This is a genomic window from Lysobacter helvus, assembly GCF_018406645.1.
Lineage (GTDB): Bacteria > Pseudomonadota > Gammaproteobacteria > Xanthomonadales > Xanthomonadaceae > Noviluteimonas > Noviluteimonas caseinilytica.
Genome location: NZ_AP024546.1, coordinates 2101906 through 2128440 on the forward strand (window position 1 = coordinate 2101906; position 26535 = coordinate 2128440).

Annotated in this window: 29 protein-coding genes and 2 tRNA genes; 27 read left to right on the plus strand and 4 right to left on the minus strand. The window is 67.0% G+C overall.

What is annotated here, in order from left to right:
• Nucleotides 1-65: 65 nt before the first annotated feature.
• The 14 genes from LYSHEL_RS10200 (at nt 66) to LYSHEL_RS10265 (ending at nt 12735) form a co-directional block, all read left to right on the plus strand.
• Complete coding sequence (locus tag LYSHEL_RS10200; protein ID WP_213433940.1) at nt 66-2726, plus strand: reprolysin-like metallopeptidase; 2661 nt, start codon at nt 66-68, stop codon at nt 2724-2726.
• 72 nt (nt 2727-2798) lie between these two features.
• A tRNA-Val gene (locus tag LYSHEL_RS10205) sits at nt 2799-2873 on the plus strand.
• A 184-nt stretch (nt 2874-3057) separates the two neighbouring features.
• Nucleotides 3058-4986, plus strand: a complete 1929-nt coding sequence (gene thrS, locus LYSHEL_RS10210; RefSeq protein ID WP_213433941.1) for a threonine--tRNA ligase — start codon at nt 3058-3060, stop codon at nt 4984-4986.
• Between the two features lie 63 nt (nt 4987-5049).
• Nucleotides 5050-5574, plus strand: coding sequence for a translation initiation factor IF-3 (gene infC / locus LYSHEL_RS10215; RefSeq protein ID WP_213437772.1), 525 nt, complete (start codon nt 5050-5052; stop codon nt 5572-5574).
• Nucleotides 5575-5795: 221 nt separating this feature from the next.
• The gene (gene rpmI, locus LYSHEL_RS10220; protein WP_027083463.1) at nt 5796-5993 is read left to right on the plus strand and encodes a 50S ribosomal protein L35; all 198 of its coding nucleotides are present in this window, start codon (nt 5796-5798) and stop codon (nt 5991-5993) included.
• Between the two features lie 13 nt (nt 5994-6006).
• Nucleotides 6007-6366, plus strand: coding sequence for a 50S ribosomal protein L20 (gene rplT / locus LYSHEL_RS10225; protein ID WP_036169932.1), 360 nt, complete (start codon nt 6007-6009; stop codon nt 6364-6366).
• Nucleotides 6367-6485: 119 nt separating this feature from the next.
• Nucleotides 6486-7496, plus strand: a complete 1011-nt coding sequence (gene pheS, locus LYSHEL_RS10230; protein WP_213433942.1) for a phenylalanine--tRNA ligase subunit alpha — start codon at nt 6486-6488, stop codon at nt 7494-7496.
• Between the two features lie 10 nt (nt 7497-7506).
• Nucleotides 7507-9903, plus strand: coding sequence for a phenylalanine--tRNA ligase subunit beta (gene pheT / locus LYSHEL_RS10235; protein ID WP_213433943.1), 2397 nt, complete (start codon nt 7507-7509; stop codon nt 9901-9903).
• Between the two features lie 17 nt (nt 9904-9920).
• The gene (locus tag LYSHEL_RS10240) at nt 9921-10223 is read left to right on the plus strand and encodes an integration host factor subunit alpha (protein ID WP_213433944.1); all 303 of its coding nucleotides are present in this window, start codon (nt 9921-9923) and stop codon (nt 10221-10223) included.
• Nucleotides 10216-10572: a MerR family transcriptional regulator gene (locus LYSHEL_RS10245; protein ID WP_213433945.1), complete on the plus strand. Its 357-nt coding sequence runs from the start codon at nt 10216-10218 to the stop codon at nt 10570-10572. Before LYSHEL_RS10240 ends, LYSHEL_RS10245 begins: the two co-directional genes overlap by 8 nt.
• A 30-nt stretch (nt 10573-10602) precedes the next feature.
• Nucleotides 10603-10679, plus strand: a tRNA-Pro gene (locus LYSHEL_RS10250).
• A gap of 193 nt (nt 10680-10872) precedes the next feature.
• Nucleotides 10873-11376 (plus strand): hypothetical protein, encoded by a 504-nt coding sequence (locus LYSHEL_RS10255; protein WP_213433946.1) that lies wholly within the window; start codon nt 10873-10875, stop codon nt 11374-11376.
• Nucleotides 11377-11682: 306 nt separating this feature from the next.
• The gene (locus tag LYSHEL_RS10260) at nt 11683-11946 is read left to right on the plus strand and encodes an XAC0095 family protein (RefSeq protein WP_213433947.1); all 264 of its coding nucleotides are present in this window, start codon (nt 11683-11685) and stop codon (nt 11944-11946) included.
• A gap of 120 nt (nt 11947-12066) precedes the next feature.
• The gene (locus LYSHEL_RS10265) at nt 12067-12735 is read left to right on the plus strand and encodes a hypothetical protein (RefSeq protein ID WP_213433948.1); all 669 of its coding nucleotides are present in this window, start codon (nt 12067-12069) and stop codon (nt 12733-12735) included.
• A gap of 213 nt (nt 12736-12948) precedes the next feature.
• On the opposite strand, the gene LYSHEL_RS10270 is transcribed toward LYSHEL_RS10265, so the two are convergent.
• Nucleotides 12949-13710, minus strand: a complete 762-nt coding sequence (locus tag LYSHEL_RS10270; protein ID WP_213433949.1) for an SDR family oxidoreductase — start codon at nt 13708-13710, stop codon at nt 12949-12951.
• Nucleotides 13711-13809: 99 nt separating this feature from the next.
• On the opposite strand from LYSHEL_RS10270, the gene LYSHEL_RS10275 reads away from it, so the two are divergent.
• Nucleotides 13810-14724: an AraC family transcriptional regulator gene (locus LYSHEL_RS10275; protein WP_213433950.1), complete on the plus strand. Its 915-nt coding sequence runs from the start codon at nt 13810-13812 to the stop codon at nt 14722-14724.
• Nucleotides 14725-14745: 21 nt separating this feature from the next.
• Here LYSHEL_RS10275 and LYSHEL_RS10280 read toward each other — a convergent pair whose 3' ends face one another.
• The gene (locus LYSHEL_RS10280; RefSeq protein ID WP_213433951.1) at nt 14746-16092 is read right to left on the minus strand and encodes a choice-of-anchor Q domain-containing protein; all 1347 of its coding nucleotides are present in this window, start codon (nt 16090-16092) and stop codon (nt 14746-14748) included.
• Between the two features lie 150 nt (nt 16093-16242).
• Here LYSHEL_RS10280 and LYSHEL_RS10285 point away from each other — a divergent pair, with 150 nt between their 5' ends.
• The 3 genes from LYSHEL_RS10285 (at nt 16243) to LYSHEL_RS10295 (ending at nt 19324) form a co-directional block, all read left to right on the plus strand.
• Nucleotides 16243-17493: a putative DNA modification/repair radical SAM protein gene (locus LYSHEL_RS10285; protein WP_213433952.1), complete on the plus strand. Its 1251-nt coding sequence runs from the start codon at nt 16243-16245 to the stop codon at nt 17491-17493.
• Entirely contained in the window at nt 17490-18905 is a 1416-nt protein-coding gene (locus tag LYSHEL_RS10290; RefSeq protein WP_213433953.1) for a UdgX family uracil-DNA binding protein, read from the plus strand. Before LYSHEL_RS10285 ends, LYSHEL_RS10290 begins: the two co-directional genes overlap by 4 nt.
• 173 nt (nt 18906-19078) lie before the next feature.
• On the plus strand, nt 19079-19324 hold the full coding sequence (locus tag LYSHEL_RS10295; RefSeq protein ID WP_213433954.1) for a hypothetical protein: 246 nt from the start codon (nt 19079-19081) through the stop codon (nt 19322-19324).
• Here the strand turns inward: LYSHEL_RS10295 and LYSHEL_RS10300 are convergent.
• Complete coding sequence (locus LYSHEL_RS10300) at nt 19321-20502, minus strand: sensor histidine kinase (RefSeq protein WP_213433955.1); 1182 nt, start codon at nt 20500-20502, stop codon at nt 19321-19323. The genes LYSHEL_RS10295 and LYSHEL_RS10300 overlap by 4 nt on opposite strands.
• Nucleotides 20503-20643: 141 nt before the next feature.
• Here LYSHEL_RS10300 and LYSHEL_RS10305 point away from each other — a divergent pair, with 141 nt between their 5' ends.
• The 3 genes from LYSHEL_RS10305 (at nt 20644) to LYSHEL_RS10315 (ending at nt 22204) form a co-directional block, all read left to right on the plus strand.
• On the plus strand, nt 20644-21249 hold the full coding sequence (locus LYSHEL_RS10305; RefSeq protein ID WP_213433956.1) for a dihydrofolate reductase family protein: 606 nt from the start codon (nt 20644-20646) through the stop codon (nt 21247-21249).
• A gap of 78 nt (nt 21250-21327) precedes the next feature.
• A complete protein-coding gene (locus LYSHEL_RS10310; RefSeq protein WP_213433957.1) occupies nt 21328-21741 on the plus strand; it encodes a hypothetical protein in 414 nt (137 codons plus the stop codon).
• The gene (locus LYSHEL_RS10315) at nt 21734-22204 is read left to right on the plus strand and encodes a DPY30/SDC1 family protein (RefSeq protein WP_213433958.1); all 471 of its coding nucleotides are present in this window, start codon (nt 21734-21736) and stop codon (nt 22202-22204) included. The genes LYSHEL_RS10310 and LYSHEL_RS10315 overlap by 8 nt, the downstream gene beginning before the upstream one ends.
• On the opposite strand, the gene LYSHEL_RS10320 is transcribed toward LYSHEL_RS10315, so the two are convergent.
• Nucleotides 22167-23078 carry a DUF4350 domain-containing protein gene (locus LYSHEL_RS10320; protein WP_213433959.1) on the minus strand — a complete coding sequence of 304 codons (912 nt, stop codon included), beginning with the start codon at nt 23076-23078 and terminating at the stop codon, nt 22167-22169. The genes LYSHEL_RS10315 and LYSHEL_RS10320 overlap by 38 nt on opposite strands.
• A 93-nt stretch (nt 23079-23171) precedes the next feature.
• Between LYSHEL_RS10320 and LYSHEL_RS10325 the strand changes: the two genes are divergently transcribed.
• The 6 genes from LYSHEL_RS10325 to LYSHEL_RS10350 all read left to right on the plus strand — a co-directional run bounded on the left by LYSHEL_RS10325 (nt 23172) and on the right by LYSHEL_RS10350 (nt 26523).
• Nucleotides 23172-23561, plus strand: a complete 390-nt coding sequence (locus tag LYSHEL_RS10325) for a hypothetical protein (RefSeq protein ID WP_213433960.1) — start codon at nt 23172-23174, stop codon at nt 23559-23561.
• A 59-nt stretch (nt 23562-23620) separates the two neighbouring features.
• Entirely contained in the window at nt 23621-24403 is a 783-nt protein-coding gene (locus tag LYSHEL_RS10330) for an SPFH domain-containing protein (RefSeq protein WP_213437774.1), read from the plus strand.
• A 12-nt stretch (nt 24404-24415) separates the two neighbouring features.
• The gene (locus LYSHEL_RS10335; RefSeq protein WP_213433961.1) at nt 24416-24943 is read left to right on the plus strand and encodes a hypothetical protein; all 528 of its coding nucleotides are present in this window, start codon (nt 24416-24418) and stop codon (nt 24941-24943) included.
• Nucleotides 24944-25025: 82 nt separating this feature from the next.
• Nucleotides 25026-25406, plus strand: coding sequence for a hypothetical protein (locus tag LYSHEL_RS10340; RefSeq protein ID WP_213433962.1), 381 nt, complete (start codon nt 25026-25028; stop codon nt 25404-25406).
• Between the two features lie 101 nt (nt 25407-25507).
• Nucleotides 25508-26017: a hypothetical protein gene (locus LYSHEL_RS10345; protein WP_213433963.1), complete on the plus strand. Its 510-nt coding sequence runs from the start codon at nt 25508-25510 to the stop codon at nt 26015-26017.
• An 83-nt stretch (nt 26018-26100) separates the two neighbouring features.
• Entirely contained in the window at nt 26101-26523 is a 423-nt protein-coding gene (locus tag LYSHEL_RS10350) for a bleomycin resistance family protein (protein ID WP_213433964.1), read from the plus strand.
• Nucleotides 26524-26535: the final 12 nt, after the last annotated feature.

Sequence of the window (26535 nt, forward strand, 5' to 3'; positions counted from 1 at the left end):
CGCCCCTCCCGCACGCAGGTGCCTGACGTTATCCTGCGCGGCGGGGAACCAGGGGAATGTTGCGCATGATGCGATGGAAGGGGACGGCCCTGTGGGCCGGGGTGTTTGCGTGCGTGGGGATCGTCGGGTGGGGACTCGGCCATCGGAATGAAGCGCCCGTTCGGGCGGGCACCGGCGAGATCGTCGCCACGTCATCGTCGCGCCCCGCATTGCGCGTGCCGGCATTGACGACACCGCGTGCCCCGCAACGCATCGCGCTGGATGCCAGCCTGGCGCGCCGGGCGCTGCACGATGGCGAACTGCGCGTGACGCTCGCCGATGGCGACAGCTATCCGGTGCGCATCGAACGCCAGGAAACCGATGCACACGGGCACTGGTCGCTCGTGGGGCGCGTGCAGACGCCGTTCGGTGCACAGCCGATGGTGCTCACGTTCGGCGGCGACGCGGTTTTCGGCGTGCTGCCCACGCCCGACGGCCGCACGATGCAGGTGACCACCGGTCCCGGCGGCGTCGTCTCCATCGCGCCTTCGGGCGGGATGGTGCCCGAAGGCAAGCCGGGGCTCGACGTCGCGCCGGACTTCCTCGTGCCACCGCGCGACCCCAGTCCCGAACCGCCGCGCGCGGTCGTCGACGGCGTGCGCCCGGACGCGCGCGGCCGCACGCGCCTCGTCGGCGATGCGCCGATTTCGGTGGTCACGCCCGTCATTTCGACGGCTGCCGCGCCGCCCGAAACCACGCCCGTGCAGATCGACGTGCTGGCGTTCTATTCGCCGGACCTCGTCACCAAGCGCGGCAGCGTGTCCGCCGTGCAGACCGAGATGGCGAACCTGTTCGCCGTCGCCAACCAGAGCCACGTCGACAGCGGCTCGCGCGTACGGCTCAACGCCGTGGGCGTGCAGCAACTGGCGGTGCCGGACACGGACACCAACAGCAAGATCCTCAACGACATGAGCTACGGACGCGTGCCGGGCGTCGACCTGGAGGCGATGCGCGACAGCTACGGCGCCGACCTGGTCACGCTGGTGCGCCCATACCACGACTTCGATGGGTCCTGCGGCATCGCCTGGCTCGGCGGCGCCGAGCTCGCGCGCAGCAGCAACCTGGCGGCCACCTACGCCTACAGCGTCGTGGACGTGGATCCGTGCTGGGCGAATACCCTGGCGCACGAACTCGCCCACCTGATGGGGTCCATGCACGACCGCGGCACCGCGACGTCGTACGAAGGCGACCTCAGCCACGGGGCGTACGTGTATTCGTTCGGGCGCGCCACGCCGGAATTCGCGACGATCATGGCGTACGCGCACGGCCAGCCGTCGATCCCCTTCTTCTCAAATCCCGCGTCCACGCGATGCGCCGGCCAGCCCTGCGGCCTGCCCGACGACACCGACAACGTGCAAAGCCTCAACCGCATGGCGCCTTCCATCGCCGCCTTCCGCGGACCGCCGAACACGCTGTCGATCGCCGACGTGGAAATGCTCGAAGCCGCGGACGGCACGCGCACGGGCTGGGTGCCGATCCGGCTCTCCGCGAAGGCGCCGGTCGGCGGCGTCACGGTGCAGGTCTCGGTCACGGGCGGCACGGCGACGCCGGGCGTGGATTACACGACGCCGTACGCCTCGTCGATCGTCATCGAGGAGGGACAACGCGAAGCGACGTTCGCGTTCGAGGTCCTCGCGGACGATGCGATCGAACCCGACGAAACCGTGCTCCTGCACATCGCGACGTCGTCCGGGTACGCGATCCACGATGCCGATGCCGTGGTCACGATCGCCAACGACGATCCGCGCCCGTCGGTGAAGGGCCGCGTGGTGTTTCCCGCCAACGTGACGCCGCCTGCGACGTCGTTCGACCTGACGGTCACCGGCATCGGCGACAACCCGTGGTCGAGCGCCGTGCTGCGCGTCGCGCCGCCGGATTTCCGCTATTCGATCCCCGCCTCGCCGGGCGCGCCGCTGGTGATCCAACCATCGATGGCGGCGACGTTCGTCACGCCGCGTGCCCGCTTCAACGAAGTGCTCCGGGACACGGCCTACGACCTGCGTGCGGAGCGCGGTGTCGTGGTGACCGGCCGCCTGCGTGCGCCGCCGGGCATGGCGTTGCCCACCGGACCGGTGCAGCTGACCCTGCGCGACGGCGTGGTCAACCACATGGTCGAACACCCGGTGGCCGTGTCGCCGCCGGACTTCTCCTATTCGTGGCGCGTGGTCACGGGCGGGGCGCTGCACGTGATGATGCCGGACGCGCTGCCGGTGGCAGGCAACGCGAAGCCGTTCCTGCCTTACTCGTACTACCTGTTCGACCTGCGCCAGGACACGACATTCGACGTCCAGTTGTCGACGCTGCCCACGCTGCGCTGGTGTTGCGGCAACTGGAGCATGGAGGCGCCGACGTCGGAGTACCACGGCTACTTCTTCGTCTCGGCGTACCTCAGCGCGCCGGCGCCCGTCGGCGGTACGACGTTCCATTACCGGCTCGTGGACGGCACGGCGCACGCAGGCGAGGACTTCGACGCGGAGAGCGGGACGGTCACGATTCCCGAAGGGCAGCAGTTCGTGCAGTTCAGCGCCCCCCACATCCTGGGCGACGACAAGCGCGAAGGGTCGGAATATTTCGACTTCGAGGTCGACCAGGCCTCCGGCGCTTCGCTGCCCGTGACCCGGATCCGCATGTGGATCGTCGAGTCCCGCAGGACGGGCGGTGCATTGCGCCCGGATCCGGCGCAGTGACCGGTTGTCGGTGGCGTTAGGGCTGGGCTACACTTCGCGCCCCTTGGCGGCTTCGTCGCCGAGGGGCAACACGGGCGGTTAGCTCAGCGGTAGAGCACTACCTTGACATGGTAGGGGTCACAGGTTCGAAACCTGTACCGCCCACCACGCTTCCACGGCGTGGCATCCAAACGACAGAACGAGGTGGCCCGCGGAAACGCTGGCCGAGCGTGCGACATGAGCACTACCGACGCCCACATTTGATCCCGTCCGAGTCGCTGGCTGGTCTGCAGGCGCCTTCGGGCGCTTTTTTCGTTTCCAGCCCTTGCCACATTTCCCGGTGCTCCGAGCCATGAACGCAGAAGTCCAGCACGCCGTCGCCGTCACGCTGCCCGATGGCAGCGTCCGCAATTTCGACCATCCCGTTTCCGTCGCCGACGTCGCCGCCTCCATCGGCGCGGGCCTGGCCAAGGCCGCGCTGGCCGGCAAGGTCGACGGCAAGCTGGTGGACACCAGTTTCCGCATCGACCACGACGCCTCGCTCGAGATCGTCACCGACAAGCATCCCGACGCCCTCGACGTGCTGCGCCACTCCACGGCGCACCTCCTGGCGCAGGCGGTGCAGCGCTTGTTCCCCGGCGCGCAGGTCACCATCGGCCCGGTGATCGACAACGGCTTCTATTACGACTTCGCCTACGAGCGCCCGTTCACGCCGGAAGACCTGCCGGCGATCGAAGCGGAGATGCAGAAGATCGTGAAGGAAGCGCAGCCCGTGTCGCGCAGCGTCAAGTCGCGCGACGACGCCGTGGCGTTCTTCAAGGGCATGGGCGAACACTTCAAGGCGGAGATCATCGAATCGATCCCCGCGACGGAAGACCTCTCGCTGTATTCGCAGGGCGAGTTCACCGACCTGTGCCGCGGCCCGCACGTGCCGGGCACGGACAAGCTGCGCGCTTTCAAGTTGATGAAGGTGGCCGGCGCGTATTGGCGCGGCGATTCGAACAACCAGATGCTCAGCCGCATCTACGGCACCGCGTGGTTGAACGACAAGGACCTCAAGGCGTATTTGACGCAGCTGGAAGAGGCCGAGAAGCGCGACCATCGCAAGATCGCCAAGCAGCAGGACCTGTTCCACCTGCAGGAAGAAGCGCCGGGCCTGGTGTTCTGGCATCCGAAGGGCTGGTCGATCTGGCAGGTCGTCGAGCAGTACATGCGCGGCGTGTACCGCGACAGCGGCTACCAGGAAGTACGTTGCCCGCAGATCCTCGACGTGTCGCTGTGGAAGCGCTCGGGCCACTGGGACAACTACCAGAGCAACATGTTCTTCACCGAATCGGAGAAGCGCACGTACGCGGTCAAGCCCATGAACTGCCCGGGCCACGTGCAGGTGTTCAACCACGGCCTGCACAGCTACCGCGACCTGCCGATCCGCTACGGCGAATTCGGCGCGTGCCATCGCAACGAACCCTCGGGCGCGCTGCACGGCATCCTGCGCGTGCGCGGCTTCACGCAGGACGACGGGCACATCTTCTGCACCGAGGACCAGATCGAGGCCGAGGTCACCGCCTTCCACAAGCAGGCGATGGACGTGTACGCCCGCTTCGGGTTCCAGGACGTGCAGCTGAAGATCGCGCTGCGCCCCGAGCCCCGCCTGGGCGACGACGCCACCTGGGACAAGGCCGAGGACGCCCTGCGCTCGGCCCTGCGCGCCGCCGGCGTGGAATGGGAGGAACTGCCGGGCGAGGGCGCCTTCTACGGCCCGAAGATCGAGTACCACCTCAAGGACGCCATCGGCCGCACCTGGCAGCTGGGCACGATGCAGGTCGATTTCATGATGCCGGGCCGCCTGGGCGCCGAGTACGTGGACGAACACAGCGCCAAGCGCCACCCGGTCATGCTGCACCGGGCGATCGTGGGGTCGATGGAGCGTTTCATCGGGATCCTGATCGAGCACCACGCCGGCCATTTCCCGCCGTGGCTGGCCCCGGTGCAGGCCGTCGTCATGAACATCACCGACGCGCAGGCAGACTGGGTGGCCGAGGTTCGGAAAACCCTTACGAATCAAGGCTTCCGGGTCGACGCCGATTTGCGGAACGAGAAAATCGGCTATAAGATCCGCGAGCACACGCTGCAGCGCGTGCCGTACCTGCTGGTGGTCGGGGACCGCGAGAAGGAAAACGGCGCAGTCGCCGTGCGCACGCGCGGTGGCGAAGACCTGGGCACCATGTCCATCGCCGACTTCGCGCAGCGCCTGCGCGACGAGTCATCCGCAGCAGCGTAAGCATTCAAAGGCCCGGTCGCGTTCCCTCGCGCGGCCGGATCATTCCACGTTGGAGATTGCGACATCAGCACGCCCGAAAAGCAGAATCGAAAGAACAGCGAAATCCGCGTACCCCGCGTGCGCGTCATCGGCAGCGACGGCGAAATGATCGGCGTCCTGACGCGCGACGAAGCGCTGCGGATGGCCGAGGACGAAGGCATGGACCTGGTGGAAATCCAGCCCAACGCCGATCCGCCGGTGTGCCGCATCATGGACTTCGGCAAGTTCAAGTTCGAGACGCAAAAGAAGGCGGCTGCTGCGAAGAAGAAGCAGAAGCAGGTCGAGATCAAGGAAGTGAAGTTCCGCCCCGTCACGGACGAGGGCGACTACCAGATCAAGCTGCGCAACATGCGCCGCTTCCTGGAAGAGGGCGACAAGATCAAGGTCAACATCCGTTTCCGTGGCCGCGAGATGAGCCACCAGGAACTGGGCCAGCAGATGGCCAAGCGGATCGAGACCGACCTTGGCGAGGACATCGTGATCGAGTCGCGGCCGCGCCTGGAAGGCCGCCAGATGGTCATGATGATCGCCCCCAAGAAGAAGACCTGAGGGTTCCGGCCATTCAGGCCGGAAAACCCAAGCAAATTCATTGTGTTGGGGCGCAGGCCCCTGCATAATGCGCGGCCCCGGCTCGTCCGGGGTTGTTTCATGCAGCACCAGGACCCGCCTTGATCCATCCGGATCAATGGCTTACGACCGGCAAGGGCAGGACGGAAAGCGTGGCGCGAGCCACCGCCCGGGCCAGTGACAGATTTCGAACGGATACCCCAATGCCCAAGATCAAGACCAATCGGGCGGCGGCCAAGCGCTTCCGGAAGACTGCTTCCGGCAAGTACAAGTGCGGCCACGCCAACAAGAGCCACATCCTCACCAAGAAGGCGACCAAGCGGAAGCGCAACCTCCGGCAGACGAACCACGTTCGTGCCGAGGACGCGGGCCGTCTGGACCGCATGCTTCCGTATCTCTGAGGAGGGCTGACAAATGGCACGAGTCAAACGTGGTGTGACGGCCCGCCGTCGACACAAGAAAATCCTGAAGCAGGCCAAGGGCTACTACCACGCCCGCCGCAAGGTCTTCCGCGTCGCCAAGCAGGCGGTCACGAAGGCCCTGCAGTACGCCTACATCGGCCGCAAGCAGAAGAAGCGTAATTTCCGTTCGCTGTGGATCACGCGCATCAACGCCGCGGCCCGCATCAACGGCATGAGCTACAGCCGCTTCATGAACGGCCTGCTGAAGGCCGGCATCACCCTCGACCGCAAGGTGCTGGCCGACATCGCCGTGCACGACGCGGTGGGTTTTGCGGCGCTCGCTGAAAAGGCGAAGAGCGCGCTCGCGGCGTAACAACCTCGAAGTCCGCGCCCCAGGCGCGGCTTTCGAAGGGAAGCAACGCATGGGGAAGGGCGCAAGTCCTTCCCCATTTGCGTTTCAGGGATCACGAAAAATTTGCTGGAAGGATGGCGATGGACGGAATCGAATCGCTGCTGCAACAGGCCTTGCGCGACATCGCCGGTGCGAACGCACCCGACGCGCTGGAACACCTGCGCGTCGCGCTGCTCGGCAAGCAGGGCAGCGTCACCACGCAACTGAAGGCGCTGGGTACGCTGGCACCCGAGCAACGCAAGACCGCCGGCGAAGCGATCAACCGCGCGCGCGATGCGATCGGCGAGGCGTTGTCCGCCCGCAAGATCGCGCTCGACGACGCCGCGCTCGACGCCCGCCTGGCCACCGAAACCATCGACATCACGCTGCCCGGCCGCCATGCCGCGCGCGGCAACCTGCATCCGGTGTCGCGCACGCTGGAACGCATCGCCGACATCTTCGGCCGCCTCGGGTACGAACTCGCCGACGGCCCGGAGATCGAGGACGACTGGCACAACTTCGAAGCGCTGAATTTCCCGCCGCACCATCCGGCGCGCGCGATGCACGACACGTTCTATTTCGACGATGGTCGCCTGCTGCGCACGCACACGTCCGGTGTGCAGATCCGCTACATGCAGGACCTGATCAAGCGCGGCGAACAACCGCCGCTGCGCATGATCGCCGCGGGCAAGGTGTATCGCAGCGACAGCGACCAGACGCACACGCCGATGTTCCACCAGGTCGAAGGCCTGCTGATCGACGAACGCGCCAGCTTCGCCGACCTGAAGGGCACGCTCGCCGAATTCGTCCGCGCGTTCTTCGAGCGCGACTTCGACATGCGCTTCCGCCCGAGCTACTTCCCCTTCACCGAACCCTCGGCCGAAGTCGACATCGCCTGGCACCAGCCGGACGGGTCGACGCGCTGGCTCGAAGTGCTCGGCTGCGGCATGGTCCATCCGACCGTGCTGCGCAACGTGGGCATCGACCCGGAGCGCTACACCGGCTTCGCGTTCGGCCTGGGCGTGGAGCGCTTCGCGATGCTGCGTTACGGCGTGGACGATTTGCGCAGCTTCTTCGACAACGACGTGCGCTTCCTGCGCCAGTTCGCTTGAGGGTCCAAGGATGAAGTTCCCCGAGAATTGGCTCCGCCAGCACGTGCGCACCGACGCCACGCGCGAGCAACTGTCCGCCACGCTCACCGCCATCGGCCTCGAGGTCGAGGAGATGGAAGCGCTCGGCGACAACCTCGACGGCGTGATCGTCGCGCGCATCGTCGAATGCGCGAAGCATCCCGAAGCCGACAAGCTGCAGGTCTGCAAGGTCGACACCGGCAGCGAGATGCTGCAGATCGTGTGCGGCGCGCCCAACGCGCGCCCCGGTCTGGTCGCGCCGCTGGCCACCATCGGCACGCAGGTGGGCACGCTGGTGATCAAGGCCGCCAAGCTGCGCGGCGTGGATTCCAACGGCATGTTGTGTTCGGCGAAGGAACTCGGCCTGGACGCCGATGCGTCCGGTTTGCTCGAACTCCCCGACGACGCGCCGATCGGCACGCCGCTCGCCGATTACCTCGGCCTGCCGGACGCGCGCTTCGAACTCAAGCTCACGCCCAATCGCGCCGATTGCTTCAGCGTGCGCGGCATCGCGTATGACGTGGCCGCCGCGTTCGGCAGCGAAGTCGTGCCGTTCGACGCCACGCCGATGCCCGCGCTCAACGACGCCGCGCTCAAGATCACGCTCGGCGCCGGCAGCGACGTGCCGCGGTTCGTCGGCCGCGTGATCGAAGGCGTGGACGCGACGAAGCGCACGCCGATCTGGATGGCCGAGCGTTTGCGCCGCAGCGGCATCCGCCCGATCAGCCTGCTCGTCGACGTCACGCAATACGTGATGCTGGAAATCGGGCAGCCGATGCATGCGTTCGATCGCGATCTGCTGAAGGGCGACATCGGTGTGCGCCGTGCGCGCGCCAATGAATCGCTGAAGTTGCTCGATGGCCGCGATGTCGCGCTGGACGACCAGTTTCTCGTCGTCACCGACAACGACCGCGCCGTCGCCCTCGGCGGCATCATGGGCGGCGCCGACACCAAGGTGACCGACGCGACGCGCAACGTGTTCCTCGAAGCCGCGCACTGGGTGCCGAGCGCGATCATCGGGCGCGGGCGTCGCCTTGGGTTGCACACCGATGCGGGGCATCGGTTCGAACGCGGCGTGGATCCGGAATTGCCGCGCCAGGCCATCGAGATTGCGACGCGGTTGATCGTTGAAATCGCCGGCGGCGCGCCGGGCCCGGTGACCGAAGCCGTGTTGCCGGAACACCTGCCGCAGCCGAAGCCGGTGACGTTGCGTCGCGCACGCCTCGCACGTGTGCTTGGCATGCAAGTCGCGGACGCCGATGTCGAACGCATCCTCCGCGCGCTGGGCCTCGACGTTGCAAAGTCCAACGACGGCTGGACCGTCACGCCCCCGACGCGCCGCTTCGACCTCGCGATCGAAGAAGACCTGATCGAAGAGATCGCGCGCATCGTCGGCTACGACAACATCCCCGCCACGCTCCCCGGCGGCGGCACGCGCCTGGCCGCGCCGACGGAAACGCGCGTCGAAGCCTCCACCGTGCGTCGCCACCTGGCCTCGCGCGATTACCTCGAAGCCGTCAACTACGCCTTCGTCGACGAAGCGCTGCTCACCAAGTGGCACGCGATGGAGCTCGCCGTCCGCCTTGCCAACCCGCTCAGCGCCGAACTCGGCGTGATGCGCACGGCGTTGCTGCCCGGCCTGGTGTCCGCCCTCGGGCGCAACCTCGCGCGCCAGCAGAAGCGCGTGCGCCTGTTCGAGCTCGGCAAGATCTTCATGCAGCCGTTCAAGGCCGGGGACGCGCCGATCGAAGCGACGTTCGTCGCCGGCGTGGCGTGCGGCCCCGTGGCGGACGAGCACTGGGGCGGCAAGGCGCGCGACGTCGACTTCCACGACCTGAAGGGCGACATCGAAAGCCTGGCCGCGCTGTCGGGCGCGAAGCTCGAGTTCCGTCGCCCCGCCGAGCACACGCCTTCGCTGCACCCGGGCCGCTCGGCGGATGTGTATCGCCGCAACGACGATGGCACCGAGGTCCGGATCGGCGAGATCGGGCAACTCCATCCGGCCCTGCAGCGCGCCCTGGACCTGGAACATCCGGTGGTGGTCTTCGAGCTGCTGCTGGGGCCCTTGCTGTCGCGGCCGATCGCGCGCGCCAGGCCGCTGTCGAAGTACCCGTCCGTCCGCCGCGACCTCGCGTTCGTCGTCCCCGAAACCGTCTCCTGGGCCGACCTGCGCGCCACCGTGGAAGCGGCCGCGGGCGCGTCGTTGCGCGATCTGGTGCTGTTCGATCGGTACGCCGGCGCGGGGGTCGAATCGGGATTCAAGAGTCTCGCTATGGGCTTGATTCTCCAAGATGAATCACGCACCCTGACCGACCGCGACGTGGATGCCGTGGTGACCGACGTGGTGTCGGCGCTGCAGCACTCCCACCACGCCGCGTTGCGGGTCTGATCGTCTAGGGGGACGAGATGGCACTGACCAAAGCAGAGATGGCCGAGCGGTTGTTCGACGAGGTCGGCCTCAACAAGCGCGAGGCGAAGGAATTCGTCGACGCGTTCTTCGATGCCCTGCGCGAGGCCCTCGAGGCCGGCCGCCAGGTGAAGCTGTCCGGCTTCGGCAACTTCGACCTGCGTCGCAAGAACCAGCGCCCGGGCCGCAACCCCAAGACCGGCGAAGAGATCCCGATCTCCGCGCGCACCGTGGTCACGTTCCGGCCGGGCCAGAAGCTCAAGGAACGCGTCGAGGCTTACACGGGAGCGGGGAATGCTTGACCCCGGCAGCAACAAGGAATTGCCGGCCATCCCGGCCAAGCGCTACTTCACCATCGGTGAGGTGAGCGAGCTGTGCGACGTGAAGCCGCACGTGCTGCGTTACTGGGAGACCGAATTCCCGAGCCTGAAGCCCGTCAAGCGCCGCGGCAACCGCCGCTACTACCAGCGCCACGACGTCCTGATGGTCCGCCAGATCCGCGGCCTGCTGTACGAGCAGGGCTACACGATCGGCGGCGCCAGGCTGCGGCTGGAAGGCGAGGGGGCCAAGCAGGAGAGTGCGCTGAGCACGCAGATCATCAAGCAGGTGCGGATGGAGCTCGAGGAAATCCTCGTGCTGCTGCGCCGATGAGTTCGAAGCCGCTATAATCCGCGGCCTACCCGGGGTATAGCGCAGCCTGGTAGCGCACCAGTCTGGGGGACTGGTGGTCGTCGGTTCGAATCCGGCTACCCCGACCAAATCTGTAATCGAAAAGCCTCGCCTTGCGGCGGGGCTTTTTTATTGTGTTCGTGGGCGTGATCGGCGTTACGAACGGATCAACGGCGGACACCCGTCGCCGCTGCGGATTGCTAATAGGGACATTTCCCAATTGTTCGCACGTCGTTTCGGCAGAAAACTCCGACACGAAGTTTCCCGTGTTGGAGTACGCAAATGCAGCAGCAGACCCTCGCTTCGATGACCGTCACCCAGGACCAGGAAGATGCCGTCCTCGCGGCCGTCCGGCAGATCGAGGCGCAGCTGCGCGGGTTGGTGTCGTTGGAGGCGGGCGACCGCAAAACACTCCCGGTGATGGGCCCGGAGTGCGAGCGGTTCGCCCGCTGTGTCATCCGCCAGTTGCAGCACAACGCGCACCTCGTGCCGCCCGGCCTCGACCTCGCCGGCGCACTCGCCGACCTGGCGGCGCTGGACCGCATGCGCCGGATCGACATCGTGCTGCAGCAACTCGCCTTGCGCGTGGCGGACACGATGGCCGCGCTGTGCAGCGATGTCATGGATGTCGCGCACGCAGGCCATGGGCTGCTGAAGCTCTTCGGCGACCAGGACGGGCTGCAGGGGATCCGCAAGGAATGCGGTTATCGCCATCTGCGTGCGCCGAGGACGCCGCAGGCGTTGTGGGGCAATCGCGACATGCGTGCGCGCGGGAGTGCGCATTGATTGCCGGAATGCAGCAGGTTCTCCCGATTGGGTGAAGCGATGTAGCGATGTGTCGTTCCGTTGCTGCGTTGTTGTCTGATTGGGGTGGAGTGGGGCGCAAGACATGATTTGCGCACGGAGTTTGAAAGCTCCGCTCAACCATGTGTCGCGACACGGAAGCGCATCGCTCCGCGTCGGGAGGGGACTAATACAAGACCTCGCAAGAGGGAATAAGCCCAGCCGTAGTTGAGCGGTCTTTCAACCTCCCGACACCTTGCGTCGCACCCGCGACGCAAGGTTTTCCTTCCCGGAAACACGGAGGTCCCCATGCACGACATGCCCCGCGCGCACGAAACGCCCACCGTCTTCGTCATCCCCGACCACGCGCACCTGGAACTGGTCCAGATCCGCGATCACTTGCGCCTGCTGACGCGCCTCACCGAACCCGGCACCGCCGCCAGCGACCACGACATGGCCCTGCGCCCCCACGCGATGTCGTGGTGGTTCTCGCGTCTCTCGCGCGACATCGACCACATCCTTGAAGAGACGTATTGGTCCGCGGCTGCGGCGAGCGGCACTGCAGAACACTGACTGCGACGTTTCGCAATGTGTGTACGACGAAGGAAGCGCGCCTAGATTTGCCGAGGCGCGCTCAAGTTCGAAACGTGCCCGCACGGATAGGCTTGGCTCGGCGAAGACAAGGACGTTTGCGTGGATGCAATAGCCCCGCTTGCCGCGATTCCCAAGCCACTCCGGCACGAGCTGGATCGCTGTCCGTGGCGCAACCCTTCGCTGTGGGCGACGTGGCGCGACCGTGTCATCGACGATGTGCCGACTTCCTTCGCGCACCTGTGGCCCTTCGACATGCAATTGACCAGGCCGGCACGCACCGGCCTGCCCGAAATGTGCGTCGACATTCGCGTGGTCTTCGACTGCCATGTGGTGACCGAGCGATACGACCCGGCGAAGCACGGCTTCCCCAAGGGCGGTCTTCTCGACGCATCGGCGCACCTCTGGTTCGACGCCGGTGGCGCCATGCGCCTCTTTCATGCCGACCGTTACGCGCTGTCGAAGGCATTGCCCGCGTTGATCCTTGGACTAGTGACGGGGGCGACCCGTTGCTTCGCTGCACGCAGGCACAACTACATGGTCTGGCGCCCGCACGGCACCGGGCCTGGCGGGCCGCACTACCAGGTCTTCTTCGATCTCTACCGCACCAACGAACCGAAACCGCGCCTCGTGCTGTACGTGCAAAGTGCGTACCTCAAGGATCGCCCGCTCGGTGTGCAGCGCGAAAAGGTGTTGGTCTTCGCCACTGTCTGCGCAGCTACCATGGGGCTCATCGGCCCGAAGACCCGCAAACGAGCGCACAAGCGTTGAAAAGCAAAAGCCCCGCAATGCGGGGCTTTTGTTGTCGCGGACCGGATCCTCTTATCAGCGCTTGCTGGACCATCCTTCGATGGCGGGCGGTTCCTTGCACCGGCTAGGGAACGTGCGGGAGAGGCTAGCGGCCGACTGGTCTTCAGTCAACGCCTCCCACCCGATTGCGGACGCTTCCATCAATCTTCGCGAACACATCCGATGGACCCGGTGTTACGCCGCCACACCCCCGAACTTTGCCTCCGCCAACGCCACCGCATCCGGCCCCGCCGCAAACCGCAGCCGGCGCGTCGTGTCATGCGCCGCGCGCCAAACGCCTTCCGCCACATCCAGCTCGTTCGTCGTGACCGTCGTCTTCCCGAACCCTTGGAAGATCGGCTCCGCAAACGCCGCGTACTCCTGCGGAATCAACCCTTCCAACCGCTGCCCGGTGTTGCTGATGAACTTCGTCGTCGGCCCATACCCGGGTTCCACCAACTTCGCCCGCACCCCAAACGCCCCCAGCTCCAGCGCCAGCGATTCGGTAAACCCTTCGATCGCATGCTTGCTGGCCGCATACACCGCCACCAGCGGCATCGGCGCCAGGGTCACGCTCGACGTCACGTTGACCACCACGCCGGCGCCGCGCGCGCGGAACTGCGGCACCACGGCCTGCGTCATCGCCATCGTGCCGAAGGTGTTGGTTTCGAAGATTTCGCGCGCGGTCGCCATCGGCGTGGCTTCGAACGCGCCCATCACGCCGATGCCGGCGTTGTTGACCAGCACGTCGATCGGGCCGGCCGCTGCGATCGCGGCCTGGATGCTCTCGGGCCGCGTCACGTCCAGCGCCAGCACGCGCATGCGTTCGGACTTGGGCAGCACGTCTTCGCGCGGGGTGCGCATCGTGGCGATGACGTTCCAGCCGGCCCAGTGGAAATGGCGGGCGGTTTCCAGGCCGTAGCCCGAGGAACAGCCGGTGATCAGGACGGTTTTCATGGTGTGGACCTCGGGGTCGTGGGGGAGGGGCCACGATGACGCCCGGGCGCCGGACGATCTACGATGCGGCGTCCACCTTTCATTGGCGAGCGTCCAGCCATGGGTGATCCGCTGTCCGAGGCCATCGCGCTGCTCCAGCCGCGCACCGTGTTCGCCAAGCGCATCAGCGGCGCCGGGCGCTGGGGCGTGCGCTATGCGCCGTTCGGCCAGCCGAGTTTCTGCGCGGTGCTCGAAGGCGCGTGCCGCCTGGCCGTCGACGGGCACGCACCGCTGCGGCTTGCAGCCGGCGACTTCGTGCTGCTGCCCGCCACGCCGGGCTTCACGCTCGTGGGCTTCGACGACGTCGCGCCGCAGCACCTCGATCCGTTCGTCGCGGCCGCCTCGCAATCAGGCGAAGTGCGCCACGGCACGCGCGGCGGCAAGCCGGACGTGCGCCTGCTCGGGGGCTACTTCGATTTCGAATCGCCGGACGCGGGATTGCTGGTGTCGCTGCTGCCCGCCGTGATCCACGTGCGCGGCGTGGCGCGTTTGTCGGAACTCGTGCGCATGGTCGGCGCCGAGTCGATGTCGCAACGCCCCGGCCGCGAGCTCGTGCTCACGCGCCTCGTCGAAGTGCTGCTGATCGAAGCGTTGCGCGCCACGACCGGGGACGATGCACCGCCCGGTTTGCTGCGTGGCCTGGCCGACGCGCGTCTTGCGCCCGCGATCCGCCAGATGCACGAACACGTCGCGCGCCCGTGGACGATGGCGCAACTCGCCGCGAAGGCCGCGCTCTCTCGCTCTGCGTTCTTCGAACGCTTCACGCGCACCGTGGGCCTGCCGCCGATGGAATACCTGCTCGCCTGGCGCATGGCGGTCGCAAAGGATCTGTTGCGCCGGCAAGGCGTCGCGCTGGCGGAAGTCGCCGAACGCGTGGGCTATGGATCGGCGAGTACGTTCAGCGCGGCCTTCAGCCGGCACGTAGGGCAACCGCCGGGACGCTTTGCACGGACACCGGCGAAGGCGCAGGCCTGACGGGCCTGCGCCTGCGATGTCTTACCGCTCCACCGCCCCGATATCCGTCCCGACGCCCTTCGTCCGCGGGAATCCCGCCCCGCGTTGATCCGTCGCGAAGTTCTGCACATTGTTCCCCGCATCAATCGCCTGGCTATCCGCCAGCGGCAACTGCGTCAACGTCAACCCGCCGTTATCAGCCAGCGCACCCAACCGCGGATTGTTGGTCGTGATCGTATTCGTCGCGGACACCGGCACGGTCGACACGCCGATGATGTTGTCCTGGCCATTGATCCCGTCGCCGCCGACTTCCGAATCCTCCAGCCCGATGTCGTTCGCCAGCCCCGCGCAGGTGTTGCCGGAGACGATCGCGCTGTTGAGCAGCACCGTGCTCCCGGTACCGAACCCGCCCCCGCGGCAACCCCGCGTCCCCGCGGCCAGCGCGCGGTTCTGCGTGATCGTGCTGTTGAGGATTTCGCGGATCGCGTTCTCGTGCGGCATCGACACGCCGCCCACGCTCTCGTCGGCGACGTTGCCGGACACCGTGCTCTGGATGATGCGCGTCGAGCCACCCGGCAGCAGTTGCCCGCCGGCGGAATCGTGCGCGTGGTTGTTCGCGATCGTCGAGCGGATGATCGAAATCAACCCGCCGCCCATCGCGAATCCGCCCGCGAAACCCCCGGCCGTGTTCCCGTTGACGTTGCTCATCTCGATGCGCCCGCCGGAGACGGACACCACGCCGCCGCCATCACCGGACGCGAAGTTGTTGAGGACGTTGCTGGTCTGCAACGTGAGCCCGCTGCCCGACCAGAGGCCACCACCGTCGCCGCCTTCGGCGCGGCTGGTGTGGATGCGCGAATAGAACACGCTGGCGCCCATCAACGCGAACACCGCGCCGCCGTAACCGCCATCGCCGCCGCTGCGCGTTTCGCGCGCAACGCAGTGGTGGATCTGCATGTTCTGCAGTTGCACGCGGCCACCGCCATGGATGCAGCCGCCGAACGCATCGGCATCCAGCGCGCGGCCCCACGACACCGTGAAGCCTTGCAGGACCAGCACCGGCAACGCTTCGAACGGAATCGGCGCCGGCGGCGTGTGCACGAACACCGGGCCGCGGCTGTCGCCGTTCACGGTCAGGTGCGTCCAGCCCGGGCCGAGGAACGCGATGGTGTATTGCGACAGGCGGATCGGCCCGGTCTTCAGCACGATCTGGTTGCACGGCAGGCCGCGCAGGTCCACCTGGGTGTTGTTTGGCGCGGACTGCGCAACCGCGCGCAGGCTCCCGGGCCCGGCATCGTTGCAGTTGGTGACGCGCGCTTGCGCGTGGACGGTGCCCGCTGACAACCACAGCGCGGCGGCGATGACGAAGAGCGACAGCGGTCCACGCATGGCAGGTTCCTCACGCACGGGTGGGCGAGCGTCTCCCGGCGCGTGTCAACGTGATGTGTGAGTGAAGCTCTGCCGTGCATCGTTTCGCGTTGCCTGAACGCTTCATCTGCCGTCTCACGGACTGAGACCCGCCACGCGCACGCTCTGCAGGTGGACACGCTCACCAAACTCGCCATCCTCGCCGACGCCGCCAAGTACGACGCCTCCTGCGCATCGTCCGGCGCCGGCAAGCGCGACTCATCGAAGACCGGTGGCATCGGCAGCACCGAAGGCATGGGCATCTGCCATTCGTACACGCCCGACGGGCGCTGCGTGTCCTTGCTGAAGATCCTGCTCACCAACTTCTGCATCTTCGATTGCGCCTACTGCGTCAATCGCGTCTCCAGCAACGTGCGGCGTGCGCGGTTCACCCCCGACGAAGTGGTGCGCCTCACGCTCGACTTCTACCGGCGCAACTACATCGAAGGCCTGTTCCTCTCCAGCGGCATCATCCGCGACAGCGACTACACGATGGAGCGCCTGGTCGAGGTCGCGCGCTGCCTGCGCGAGGACCATCTGTTCGCCGGTTACATCCATCTCAAGACCATCCCGGATGCATCGCCCGAGTTGCTCGCCGCCGCGGGCCGCTACGCCGATCGCCTCAGCATCAATGTAGAGCTACCCACAGAGACGGGCCTGTCCACGCTCGCACCGGAGAAGAGCCTGCCGCGCATCCGCACCGCGATGGGCGACCTGCGCTGGCGCATCGAGGAAGGCAAGGAAGCGCGCAGGGCGACGAAGGTGCGCAAGCCGCCGAAGTTCGCGCCGGCGGGGCAGAGCACGCAGATGATCGTGGGCGCCGACGGCGCGGACGATCGCGCGATCCTGCTCGCCAGCGACAACCTCTACGGCAATTACAAACTGCGCCGCGTGTACTACTCGGGCTTCAGCCCAATCCCCGACGCGTCGTCGAAGCTGCCGCTGCAACCGCCGCCGCTGCAGCGCGAGCATCGCCTCTACCAGGCCGATTGGCTGCTGCGCTTCTACGGGTTCGGCGTCGAGGAAATCGTGCCGCCCAACGCCGACTCGAGCGGCACGATGCTGGACCTCGACATCGATCCGAAACTCGCGTGGGCGCTGCGCCACCCCGATCGCTTCCCGGTGGACCTCAACACCGCGCCGAAGGAACTCCTGCTGCGCGTGCCGGGCCTGGGCACGCGCAACGTCGCGCGCATCGTGCAGTCGCGGCGCCACGGACGCCTGCGCGTCGCCGATCTCTCGCGCCTGCGCGCGCCGCTCGCGAAGGTGCTGCCGTTCGTGGCGTTGCTCGACCACCATCCGCATCGCAGGCTCGACGATCCCGCTGCGTTGCGCGCGCAACTCGCGCCGAAGCCGCGGCAGGCGGACCTGTTCGCCGCATGAGCGAACGCTGGTCCGCGACGGTCGATCCTCCGTGGGACTTCGATGCGTGGCGCGCGCAAGCGAGGGCGGCATTGCGTGCGGACATTGCGCAGGAGGCGCTGGACTGGCGCGGCGACGCCCAGGGCGCGCTGCTCGTAGGCAATGCCATCACCACCGCACCGCCCGTGCGCGACGTCCCCACCATGCCGCGCGACTTCTTCGACCTCGCCGCGCGCGTCGCCTGCCATCGCGACCCCGACGCGCACGCGCTGCTCTACCGCATGGCCTGGCGCATCGCGCACGGCGAACGCCACCTGTGCACGCTCGCCACCGACATCGACACGCACCGCGCGCAGAAACTCGACCAGGCCGTCCGCCGCGACCTGCACAAGATGAAAGCCTTCGTGCGTTTCCGCGCCGTGCCCGGGGTCGACGACGCCTTCATCGCCTGGTTCGAACCCGACCACCACATCGTCGATCGCGTCTCGCCGTTCTTCGCGCGCCGGTTCGCGGGCATGCGCTGGTCCATCCTCACGCCCGACCGCAGCGCGCACTGGAATGGCGAAGCGCTCGTGTTCGCACCCGGTGCGTTGCGCAGCGATACACCGGCGGACGATGCGCAGGAATCGATGTGGCGCACGTACTACGCGCACATCTTCAATCCCGCGCGCCTCAACCCGCGGATGATGCGCCAGGAGATGCCGCAGAAATACTGGAAGCATTTGCCGGAAACGCACACGTTGCCCACGCTGCTGCGCGACGCCGGCGCGCGCGTGGAAGCGATGGCCGATCGCGCACCGCAGGCCCCGCGTCGCCGCATCCCGGCGCCCGCGCCGGTCATCGACAGCCCCGCAAGCGATCTCGACACGCTGCGCACGCGCGCCCGAGATTGCCGCGCCTGCCCGCTGTGGGAACCCGCCACGCAGACCGTCTTCGGCGAAGGCCCGCGCAATGCCCGCATCGCGCTCGTCGGCGAACAACCCGGCGACGAAGAAGACCTGAGCGGCCATCCCTTCGTCGGTCCCGCCGGCCGCCTGCTGCAACGCGCGCTCGACGAGCTCGGCATCGCGCGCGACACGCTCTACCTCACCAACGCGGTGAAGCACTTCCGCTTCGAACAACGCGGCAAGCATCGCCTGCACAAGACCCCGGATCCGGCGCACGTGCGCGCGTGCCGCCAATGGCTGGTGCGGGAACTGGGACTGCTGAAGCCCGAAGTCATCGTCTGCCTCGGCGCCACCGCCGCCGGCAGCGTGCTCGGGAAAGACTTCCGCTTGATGGAGATGCGCGGCCAGTGGGAGCGCCTGGCCAACGGCACGCGCGCCTTCGCCACCGTGCATCCGGCGTGGGTGCTGCGCCAACCGCCGGCCGATCGCGACAACGCCTACCGCGGCTTCGTGGACGACCTGCGCCTGCTGCTCGACGGTCACTGAATCGCCCTAACCGGGCGAGGAATCCCGCAACTGCGGGGCGCTTCGCACTTCCTGCCCGCCATCCGTGCCATTGATACGGGCATGTCCGTGCTGCCCGCCATCGCCTGCTTCCTCGTCCTCGCGGTGTGCATCCTCGTCATCGCGCGCACCGCGCGACGCGCCGACGCCCCGCCATGAACGCCCGCGCCGTCGTCACCTTCGTCGGCGGTCCGCTGCACGGGACGGTGCGCGCCTGCGATGCGGTGGAAGGCCCCGTGTGGCACACGCTGCCGGATGGCCAGGTGGCGGTATACGGGCCGCGCTGCAGCGGCAGTGAACCCGCACTGGCGCGGCGCATCCTGTATGCGCCGATCGGGATGTCCGATTCGGTGTACGTGCGGATGGCGGCGTTGCTATTCCCGCGCGCGGGCAGGCACTAGGCCACTTCGTCCGGAAACAGGCGGGACTCGGATTCGATCCGTGTGCGCGGCAATTCATGGCGCGGCAGGTCGATGGTGAACACGCAGCCCACGCCGGGCACATCGCGCACGCCGAGCGTCCCGCCGTTGGCTTCCACGCCGCGCCGCGAGATCGACAACCCCAAGCCCAGTCCACGATTGTCGTCGCTGCTTTGCACGAAAGGCTGGAACAGCGTGTCCGCGCTGCCGGCGGGGAGCCCGCCGCAATTGTCTTCGACGTCGATCAGGATGCGATCGGCGACGGCGTACACGTTCAAGGTGACTTCGGTACCCGGGTGCGTGAACTTGAACGCGTTCTGCAGCAGGTTGCCCACCGCGGAAAACAGCAGGTCGCGATCGGCGTCGACGGCCAGGCGCACATCGACTTTCGAGACGAACAGCACGCAGCCGCGCACGCGCGCTTCCAGGTCGCCCGCCAGCTTCACTTCGGCGACGAAATCGGACAGCGAGAACAACGCGTGCTGCACGGACATGCCCGCCGTCATCCGCACTTCGGCGAGCGAACGGTCGATGAGCGTGCGCAGGTTGACCAGGCTGCGGTCGAGGATGCCGCCGGTCGCGCCCGTCAGGCCCACCGAGCCGTCCTTGATGACGGCCAGTGCGAGCGTGGCGGTGCTGAGGTGGTTGCGCAGTTCGTGCGCGAAATACCCGAGCCGCTCGTTCATGGCGTCGGCCTGCTGGCCCGCCACCTGCGAATCGCGCAGGTAGCCGAACTCGGTGACGGCCGTGGCGATCGCGTTGTCGAGGCACCGGTTGAGCGTGCGGAACTCGTCGACCGTGATCGGGGTTTGCGTTTCCACCGCGAGGTCGGTGATCGCCTGGCACAGGTCGCCGTAGTCGTGGACCAGTTCTTCGGCGGTGTAGCCGTGTTTCAGCAACTCGCTGCCGTGCGCAGCGGCCGACGCGCTCATTTCCGACAACGACTGTTGTCCGCCGCCGGCGGGGCCCGACACCTTGCGGCTGCGCATCGGCGTGGCCGTCTGCTCGATCTGCAGCGTGCGGATCAGCTGGTCGAGGAACACCGTGATGCCGAATTCCAGCTCACGCTCCCGCATGCCCGGCATGGCGCGCAGGGCGACCTTCGTGCGGCAGCGGGAGATGAGTTCCGCCCGGTGCGCGATGAGGAACGCGTACATCATCTCCCCACCATACGCGCAAGCCTCCCCGCGTGCGGTCTGGCCCGTTGGGGGCGTACAGGAAAGTCGCAAGTGGCTGAGAACGCTCGCGATTCCTTCGCATCGCTGGCGCTAGCGTAGGCCCTCCCGCCCGGAGAAGCCTCGATGCGCAAGCTCGTCGTCGCCGCGTTCGTCAGTCTCGATGGTGTGATGCAGGCCCCCGGTGGCCCGGACGAAGACACCAGCGGCGGGTTTCGCTACGGCGGCTGGACCGTGCCGCTGTCCGACGATGCCACCAACCAGGCGATCGCGGACATGTTCGCCACGCCCTTCGAATTGCTGCTGGGGCGCAGGACGTACGACATCTTCGCCTCGTACTGGCCGAAGGTGAAAGACAACTACATCGCGGACCTGTTCAACAAGGTGCCGAAGCACGTGGCGACGCACCGTCCCGATTCGCTGAAATGGAAAGGCAGCGTGGCGTTGTCGGGCGACGTGGTCGCCGCGGTGCGCACGCTGAAGCAGCAGGACGGCGACGCGCTGTTGACGCAAGGCAGCGCGCACCTGGTGCGGCAGTTGCTGGCTGCCGGATTGGTCGACGAATTGCGGCTGCAGACTTTCCCGGTGCTGCTTGGGCCCGGGAAGCGGTTGTTCGACGACAAGGCAAGCGCGTCGTCCTTCAAGGTGACGAGTTCGGTGACTTCGCCCGGCGGCGTGCTGCTGGCGCACTACGTGCGCAGTGGGGAAGTGCAGACGGGTGCGTTCGATTAGCCAGGATCGCGATCGGCGTTCGACTTGACGCTACCCCGGGACACCCCGAACATCCGGCGGACTTCCAGGGGAAACCACATGGCCCGGCAATCCCTGCTCGTGCTCGTCGCGGCGATCGTCCAGGTCCTGTTCTCATGGGGCCTGTCGGCGGTAGACACCCGGCTGGATCCGGGCTTCGGCGACGCACCCACGTGGTACGTGCTGCTGCAGGGGCCGCTCAACGGCATCGTCTGCGTGCTGCCCGCGCTTGTCCTCGGTTTCCTGGCCAGGCGCGACGGATTGCTGCTGGGCGCGCTGAGCGGCCTGCTCGCAGGGCCCGTGCAGGTGGCGCTCGTGCTTTCCGAATTCGACACCTTGTCGGCCTCCACGGCCACCGTCGCGTTGCTGGGGTCGGCGGCGTTCGGAACCGCCCTCATCGCAGGGGTCGCGGGGGGCTCGGGTGAGTTGCTTGCGCGCAGGCACACGGTCGGCGTTGTTGCGCGCCATGGATGATGACTTGCAGCCTCGACGTCCCGTGAGCCGCAGGCGCGCGCTGCAACTCGCCATCGCAGCCGTGTGCGGCATCCTCGTGTTGCATCTCATCTACAGTTTTTGCGCCGGTGGCGAGCAGTGGCTCCGCGCATTGCTCATAGGGTTCGGCATTTTCGTGCTGCCGCCCCTGGTCCCGGCGATCGTATCGATGGCGACTGCCAATCCACTGCGGGCCGTAGGCGCCGTGCTGTTCCTTGCGCCATGGATGCTGCTGGCCATCTACGTCGATTGCATCGCGCCCTACACGGGTGGTGGCGCGTCGATGATCTACGTGGTCGTCCAGTTCTGGGGCACGCCAAGCGCGATCCTGGGGGCGCTCATCACCGGGCCGATCCTGCGATGGTGTGGCGTCACGATTGTTGCGCGTGAACCGGCGCGTTGCCGGATCAGCGAAGCGCGCCCGACAACCAGTGGAAGACGTTGAGCGCGAACTGACGGTTGTCGTTCCCGTCGGTATTCATGCCCATCTTGAAACCGAGTGGATCCACCTGCGCCGACAACATGCCGGCCTCGCCGAGCACGACCACGCGGCCAGCGCCCACCTGCATCGCGATGCCTTGCGCATGCCCCTTCGCCGGCGTGCGGACGCTGCGCGATTCCCAGTCGTAGGCGACATCGCTCATGCGCAACAGCACGGTCGCACCCGCAGGCACCGACAGCGATTGCCCGGTGAACGTCACGACGCTGGACACCTGCTCGTCCTTCGTTCGCCCGCGCGTGATCGCGGAATCCGGCAGCAACCCGTTCGCACGACTGAACAACAAGCGCTCGTTGTCCCAGCCGGAATGATGATCGTCGTCGCGCGCGTAGGTGAGGTACATCGTGACGCCGAAGTGTTTCGCCAATGGCGCGGCGGCCGCGCCGAACGGCGAGTGGTCGGCGATCAGCAGCAGCGCGCCACCGTCGTGCACCCACTGCTGCAACGCGATCCCTTCCGCATCGGTGAAAGCAGGCTGCGTCTCGTGCCCGTCCGGCCCCATCGCGTTCGCGATCACCAGGATATCGACATCGCGCAATGCTTCCGCGCTCAGCGGCGTGGCGAGCGCGTCGACCCGGTAACCATCCTTGCGCAGCAAGTCGGCGAGGGGACGGTAACGCTCCGTCGGCGTGTGCCAGTTGCGATGCGCGACGTCGAACGCCACCCGCGGCGCCGTCGTCCCCGCATACGCCGGGTGCGCGACCGCGACGACGAAGCCGGGATCCGCCTTCTGCCCCACGCTGTCGTACCAGTACGCGAACACTAGGAACGCGACCACCAGCCCCACCAGCACCCCAAGCACCTTCAACGTGCGTCGCATGCGCTCCCCCGGTGGTTCGCGGCCCGTCCGTGATGCTAGCGTGGATCGGGCATCCCCTAGAATCCTGCCCTCGTCCCCAGGCAGGCCCGCCCCGTGGCGCATCGCATCATCGTCGGCCCCGAGTTCGTCGAGGTCTTGCATACCGGACCGGTCCGCTACGAGGATCGGCTCATCGCGCTGGAAGGGCTGCAGGCGACCAGGGGCGTCAACGCACACCTGCCGGTCCTGATCGATTTCTCGAATGCGTCGCTCGTGCTGCACAACGACGACCTGCACGCGTCGGAAGAGGAACGCGTCAACTACATGGCCCGGACCATCAATAGCCAGTTCTTCGTCGGCCGGCGCGTCGCCATGGTGGGCATCTCCAACGACGACGCGAAGCCGGCCCGGGTCACTTCGATCGTGCAGCAGATTCCCTTCCAGGTCTTCGACGACCGCGACCGCGCGATCGCGTGGCTCGCATCGAGCCACGCCGTCCGGTAGCCTGCCCCCCAGCATTTCCAGGGGAAGTACCAGTGTCGGTTTTCGTTCGTCGTTCCGCGATGCTCGCCATCGCCGCGTGCATCACTTTGTCCACCGTGGGCTGCACCGTCGCCCAGCCCGAACCCGGCGACGTCGCCGTCTACCAGGACCGCCCATATTTCGTCGGCCACGAAGGCATCCGCCCCGAGGTGTTGAAGGAGGGGCGCGACGTGACCTGGCCGTCCACCACGATCATCTACGTCACCACCGCGCCGCAGACGCTGCACGTGCCGTTCCAGGACCTGTCGTCGATGGACAACATCCTGCTGGACTTCGACACCAGCGTGCAGTTGCGCGTGGTGGATGCGGCCGACACGCTGAAGCGCTTCGGCCCGAACTGGTGGGACAACAACGTCGTCTCGCCCTACAACTCCATCGTCCGCAAGGCGGTGAAGTCCGAGAAGATGGCGCAGATGATGTCCGACCCTGTCGCCGCCGAAAAAGTGGACCAGGAAGTCACCGAACAACTGCGCGCGCTGATCAAGGCCTCCGGCATCCGCGTGGAAGTGATGGCGGTGAACCTCGGCAAGGCCAAGCCGAACGAAAACGTCCTGACGCAGATGAACAACACCGCCGCCGAGCAGCAGCGCAACCTCACGCTGGTCGCCGCGACGATCGCCGAGCAGCAGCGCAAGTTGGAACAGGAAGCCAAGGCCGACGCCGACAACGCCTATCGCAACAAGATGGGCCTGTCGCCCGAGCAGTACCTGGCGCGCCAGCTCGCCGAGATCCAGGCCGACGCATGCAAGAAGGCGACCGCGTGTTACATGGTGCCGCAGGGGACGAATGTCGTCTCGAGGTAAGGAGCGGATGGCATGAAGGCGATCGGCGCCATGGCGGTGTTGGTGGTGTTCGCGTTCGCCAGTCCGTTGGCCGCGAAGGACCGCGGCATGACCGCGGTGCCGGAGGGGACCGGCTATTGCGCTGGCAAGGACGGCATCTGCCACGAGTGGATGTTGCGTTCGGACCCGAGCCTGCGCTTCATCGCCATCGGGCATGAGGCCGGCATCGAATACGCCTTCCATCGCAAGCAGGCGAACGGGGGCTATCGGTATCTCGTGCGCGTCCATCCCGTGCTGCGGGACGCCTCGAAACACCAGACCGACTTCTGGGGCTATCCCTGGGACATCCACGACATCGCCGTCGGCGCGGATGGCGCGGTGCTCGCCACGTTCAGCCACGCGCTGGTCGACGACGGCGAGGTCTACTCGGAGGCTTGGCAGAAGCGCATCCCGGCCGTGCTGTTCACGGGCCACACGACGCAACCGCACATGACGGTGCCGAAGCTGCGCTACCAGGCGCTGTCCATTCCTGCGTTGCAGAAGCAGGCAGCGTCGCCCTGAAACGCGCTGCCGGCACGAAAACTTCATCGAAACCACACCCCGCAACGCGCCTACTGGATCGCTTGTTCCGGAGGCGCGGCACGTGACACATCACATCGTGGTTGGACCGGGGTTCGTGGAAGTGGTCCACACGGGCGAGGTGCGTTATGCCGACCGCCTGGCCGCGCTGCAATCGGTGCAGGCCACCGACGGCCTGCAGGCGCGGTTGCCGGTCCTGATCAACTTCCTCGACGCGTCGGTGCTGACGGGCACCCCCGGCGTCGATGCCGACGAGGAAGCGCGCGTGGACTACATGGCCCGCGCCATCACCGACGGGTTTTTCACCAACCGGCGCATCGCGATGGTCGGCATCTCGGCGCGCGACGCCAGGCCCGCCTTGATCGCAGCGACCGTCCGGCAGATCGCCTTCGAAGTGTTCGAGGCGCGCGAGCCGGCCATCGCGTGGCTGGTGGCGAAAACGTAGCCACTGGCCGTCGAAGGGGGCGGCGTGCTATTTCGTGCCGCAGGGGACGACCGTCGTCGCGACGCAGACAGGAAGCCCACCCATCACCGGAAGGAGCCGTCGTGAGCAGAGAAGACTACGTCGCCATCGCTGCGCGCCTGTTCGCCGTGTACGTCGGCATCAAGACCGTGCTGCAGATCCCGACGGCGGCGCGGATCCTGTCGACGCAACCGGACACCATGGCCTACGTCGCGGTCTATGCGCTGATGCTGTTGCTGACCCTGGCGTTCTGCGCATTCCTCTGGTTCTTCCCGCTGACCATCGCGCGGAAGCTCATGCCCGTCATGAAGGAGCCGCGGTCCGAGCAGGCGATCGACGCGTCGGTCGGCCTCTCCCTCGGCCTCACGCTGATCGGCTTCTGGCTGTTCGCGCAGGGCGTCGTCGACGCGGTCTACTGGCTCGCGTTGATCCTGCGCACCAGGCAGGAAGCCCCGGTGGAATTCTCGTGGCGGCCCGAGCAGATCGCCTCGATGGTCATGGCCGCGTTCCAGCTCGGCTTCGGGGCCTTCCTGGTGCTGGGCAGTGCGGGCATCAAGCGCTTCATCGACAGGGCGCGCTACGCCGGAAGCTGAGCGCGGAAAGCGCCCCGCGTCGTACTGGCCGACACCGCATGCGCGCCGCGTTCCTGCGTAAGCCAGCACTCCGCGAAGCCACCATGCGCGTCACGCACCTCACCCCGATCCTGAACGTCTCCGACATCCAGCAGTCCTTCCGGTGGTTCGAAACACTCGGCTGGAAGAAGGGATGGGATTGGGGCACGCCGCCCACGTTCGGCGGCGTGTGTTCCGGGCATTGCGAAATCTTCCTGTGCGAAGGCGGGCAGGGCGGCAAGGGCGCAAGCGGTTATCCGACCACCTTCGGACCGGACGCCAACCAGGCGGCGGAGAAAGGCGTGTGGATGTCGCTGTGGGTCGAGGACGTCGACGCGGTGCATCGACATTGCCTGGAGCACGGCATCGAAGTGACGTGGCCGCCGACGGACATGCCATGGAATGTCCGCGAGATGCACGTGCGCCATCCGGATGGGCATGTGTTCCGCGTGAGTCGCGGCATCGGCGCGCCCGACGAAGAGGACTGATCGCGCATCCGG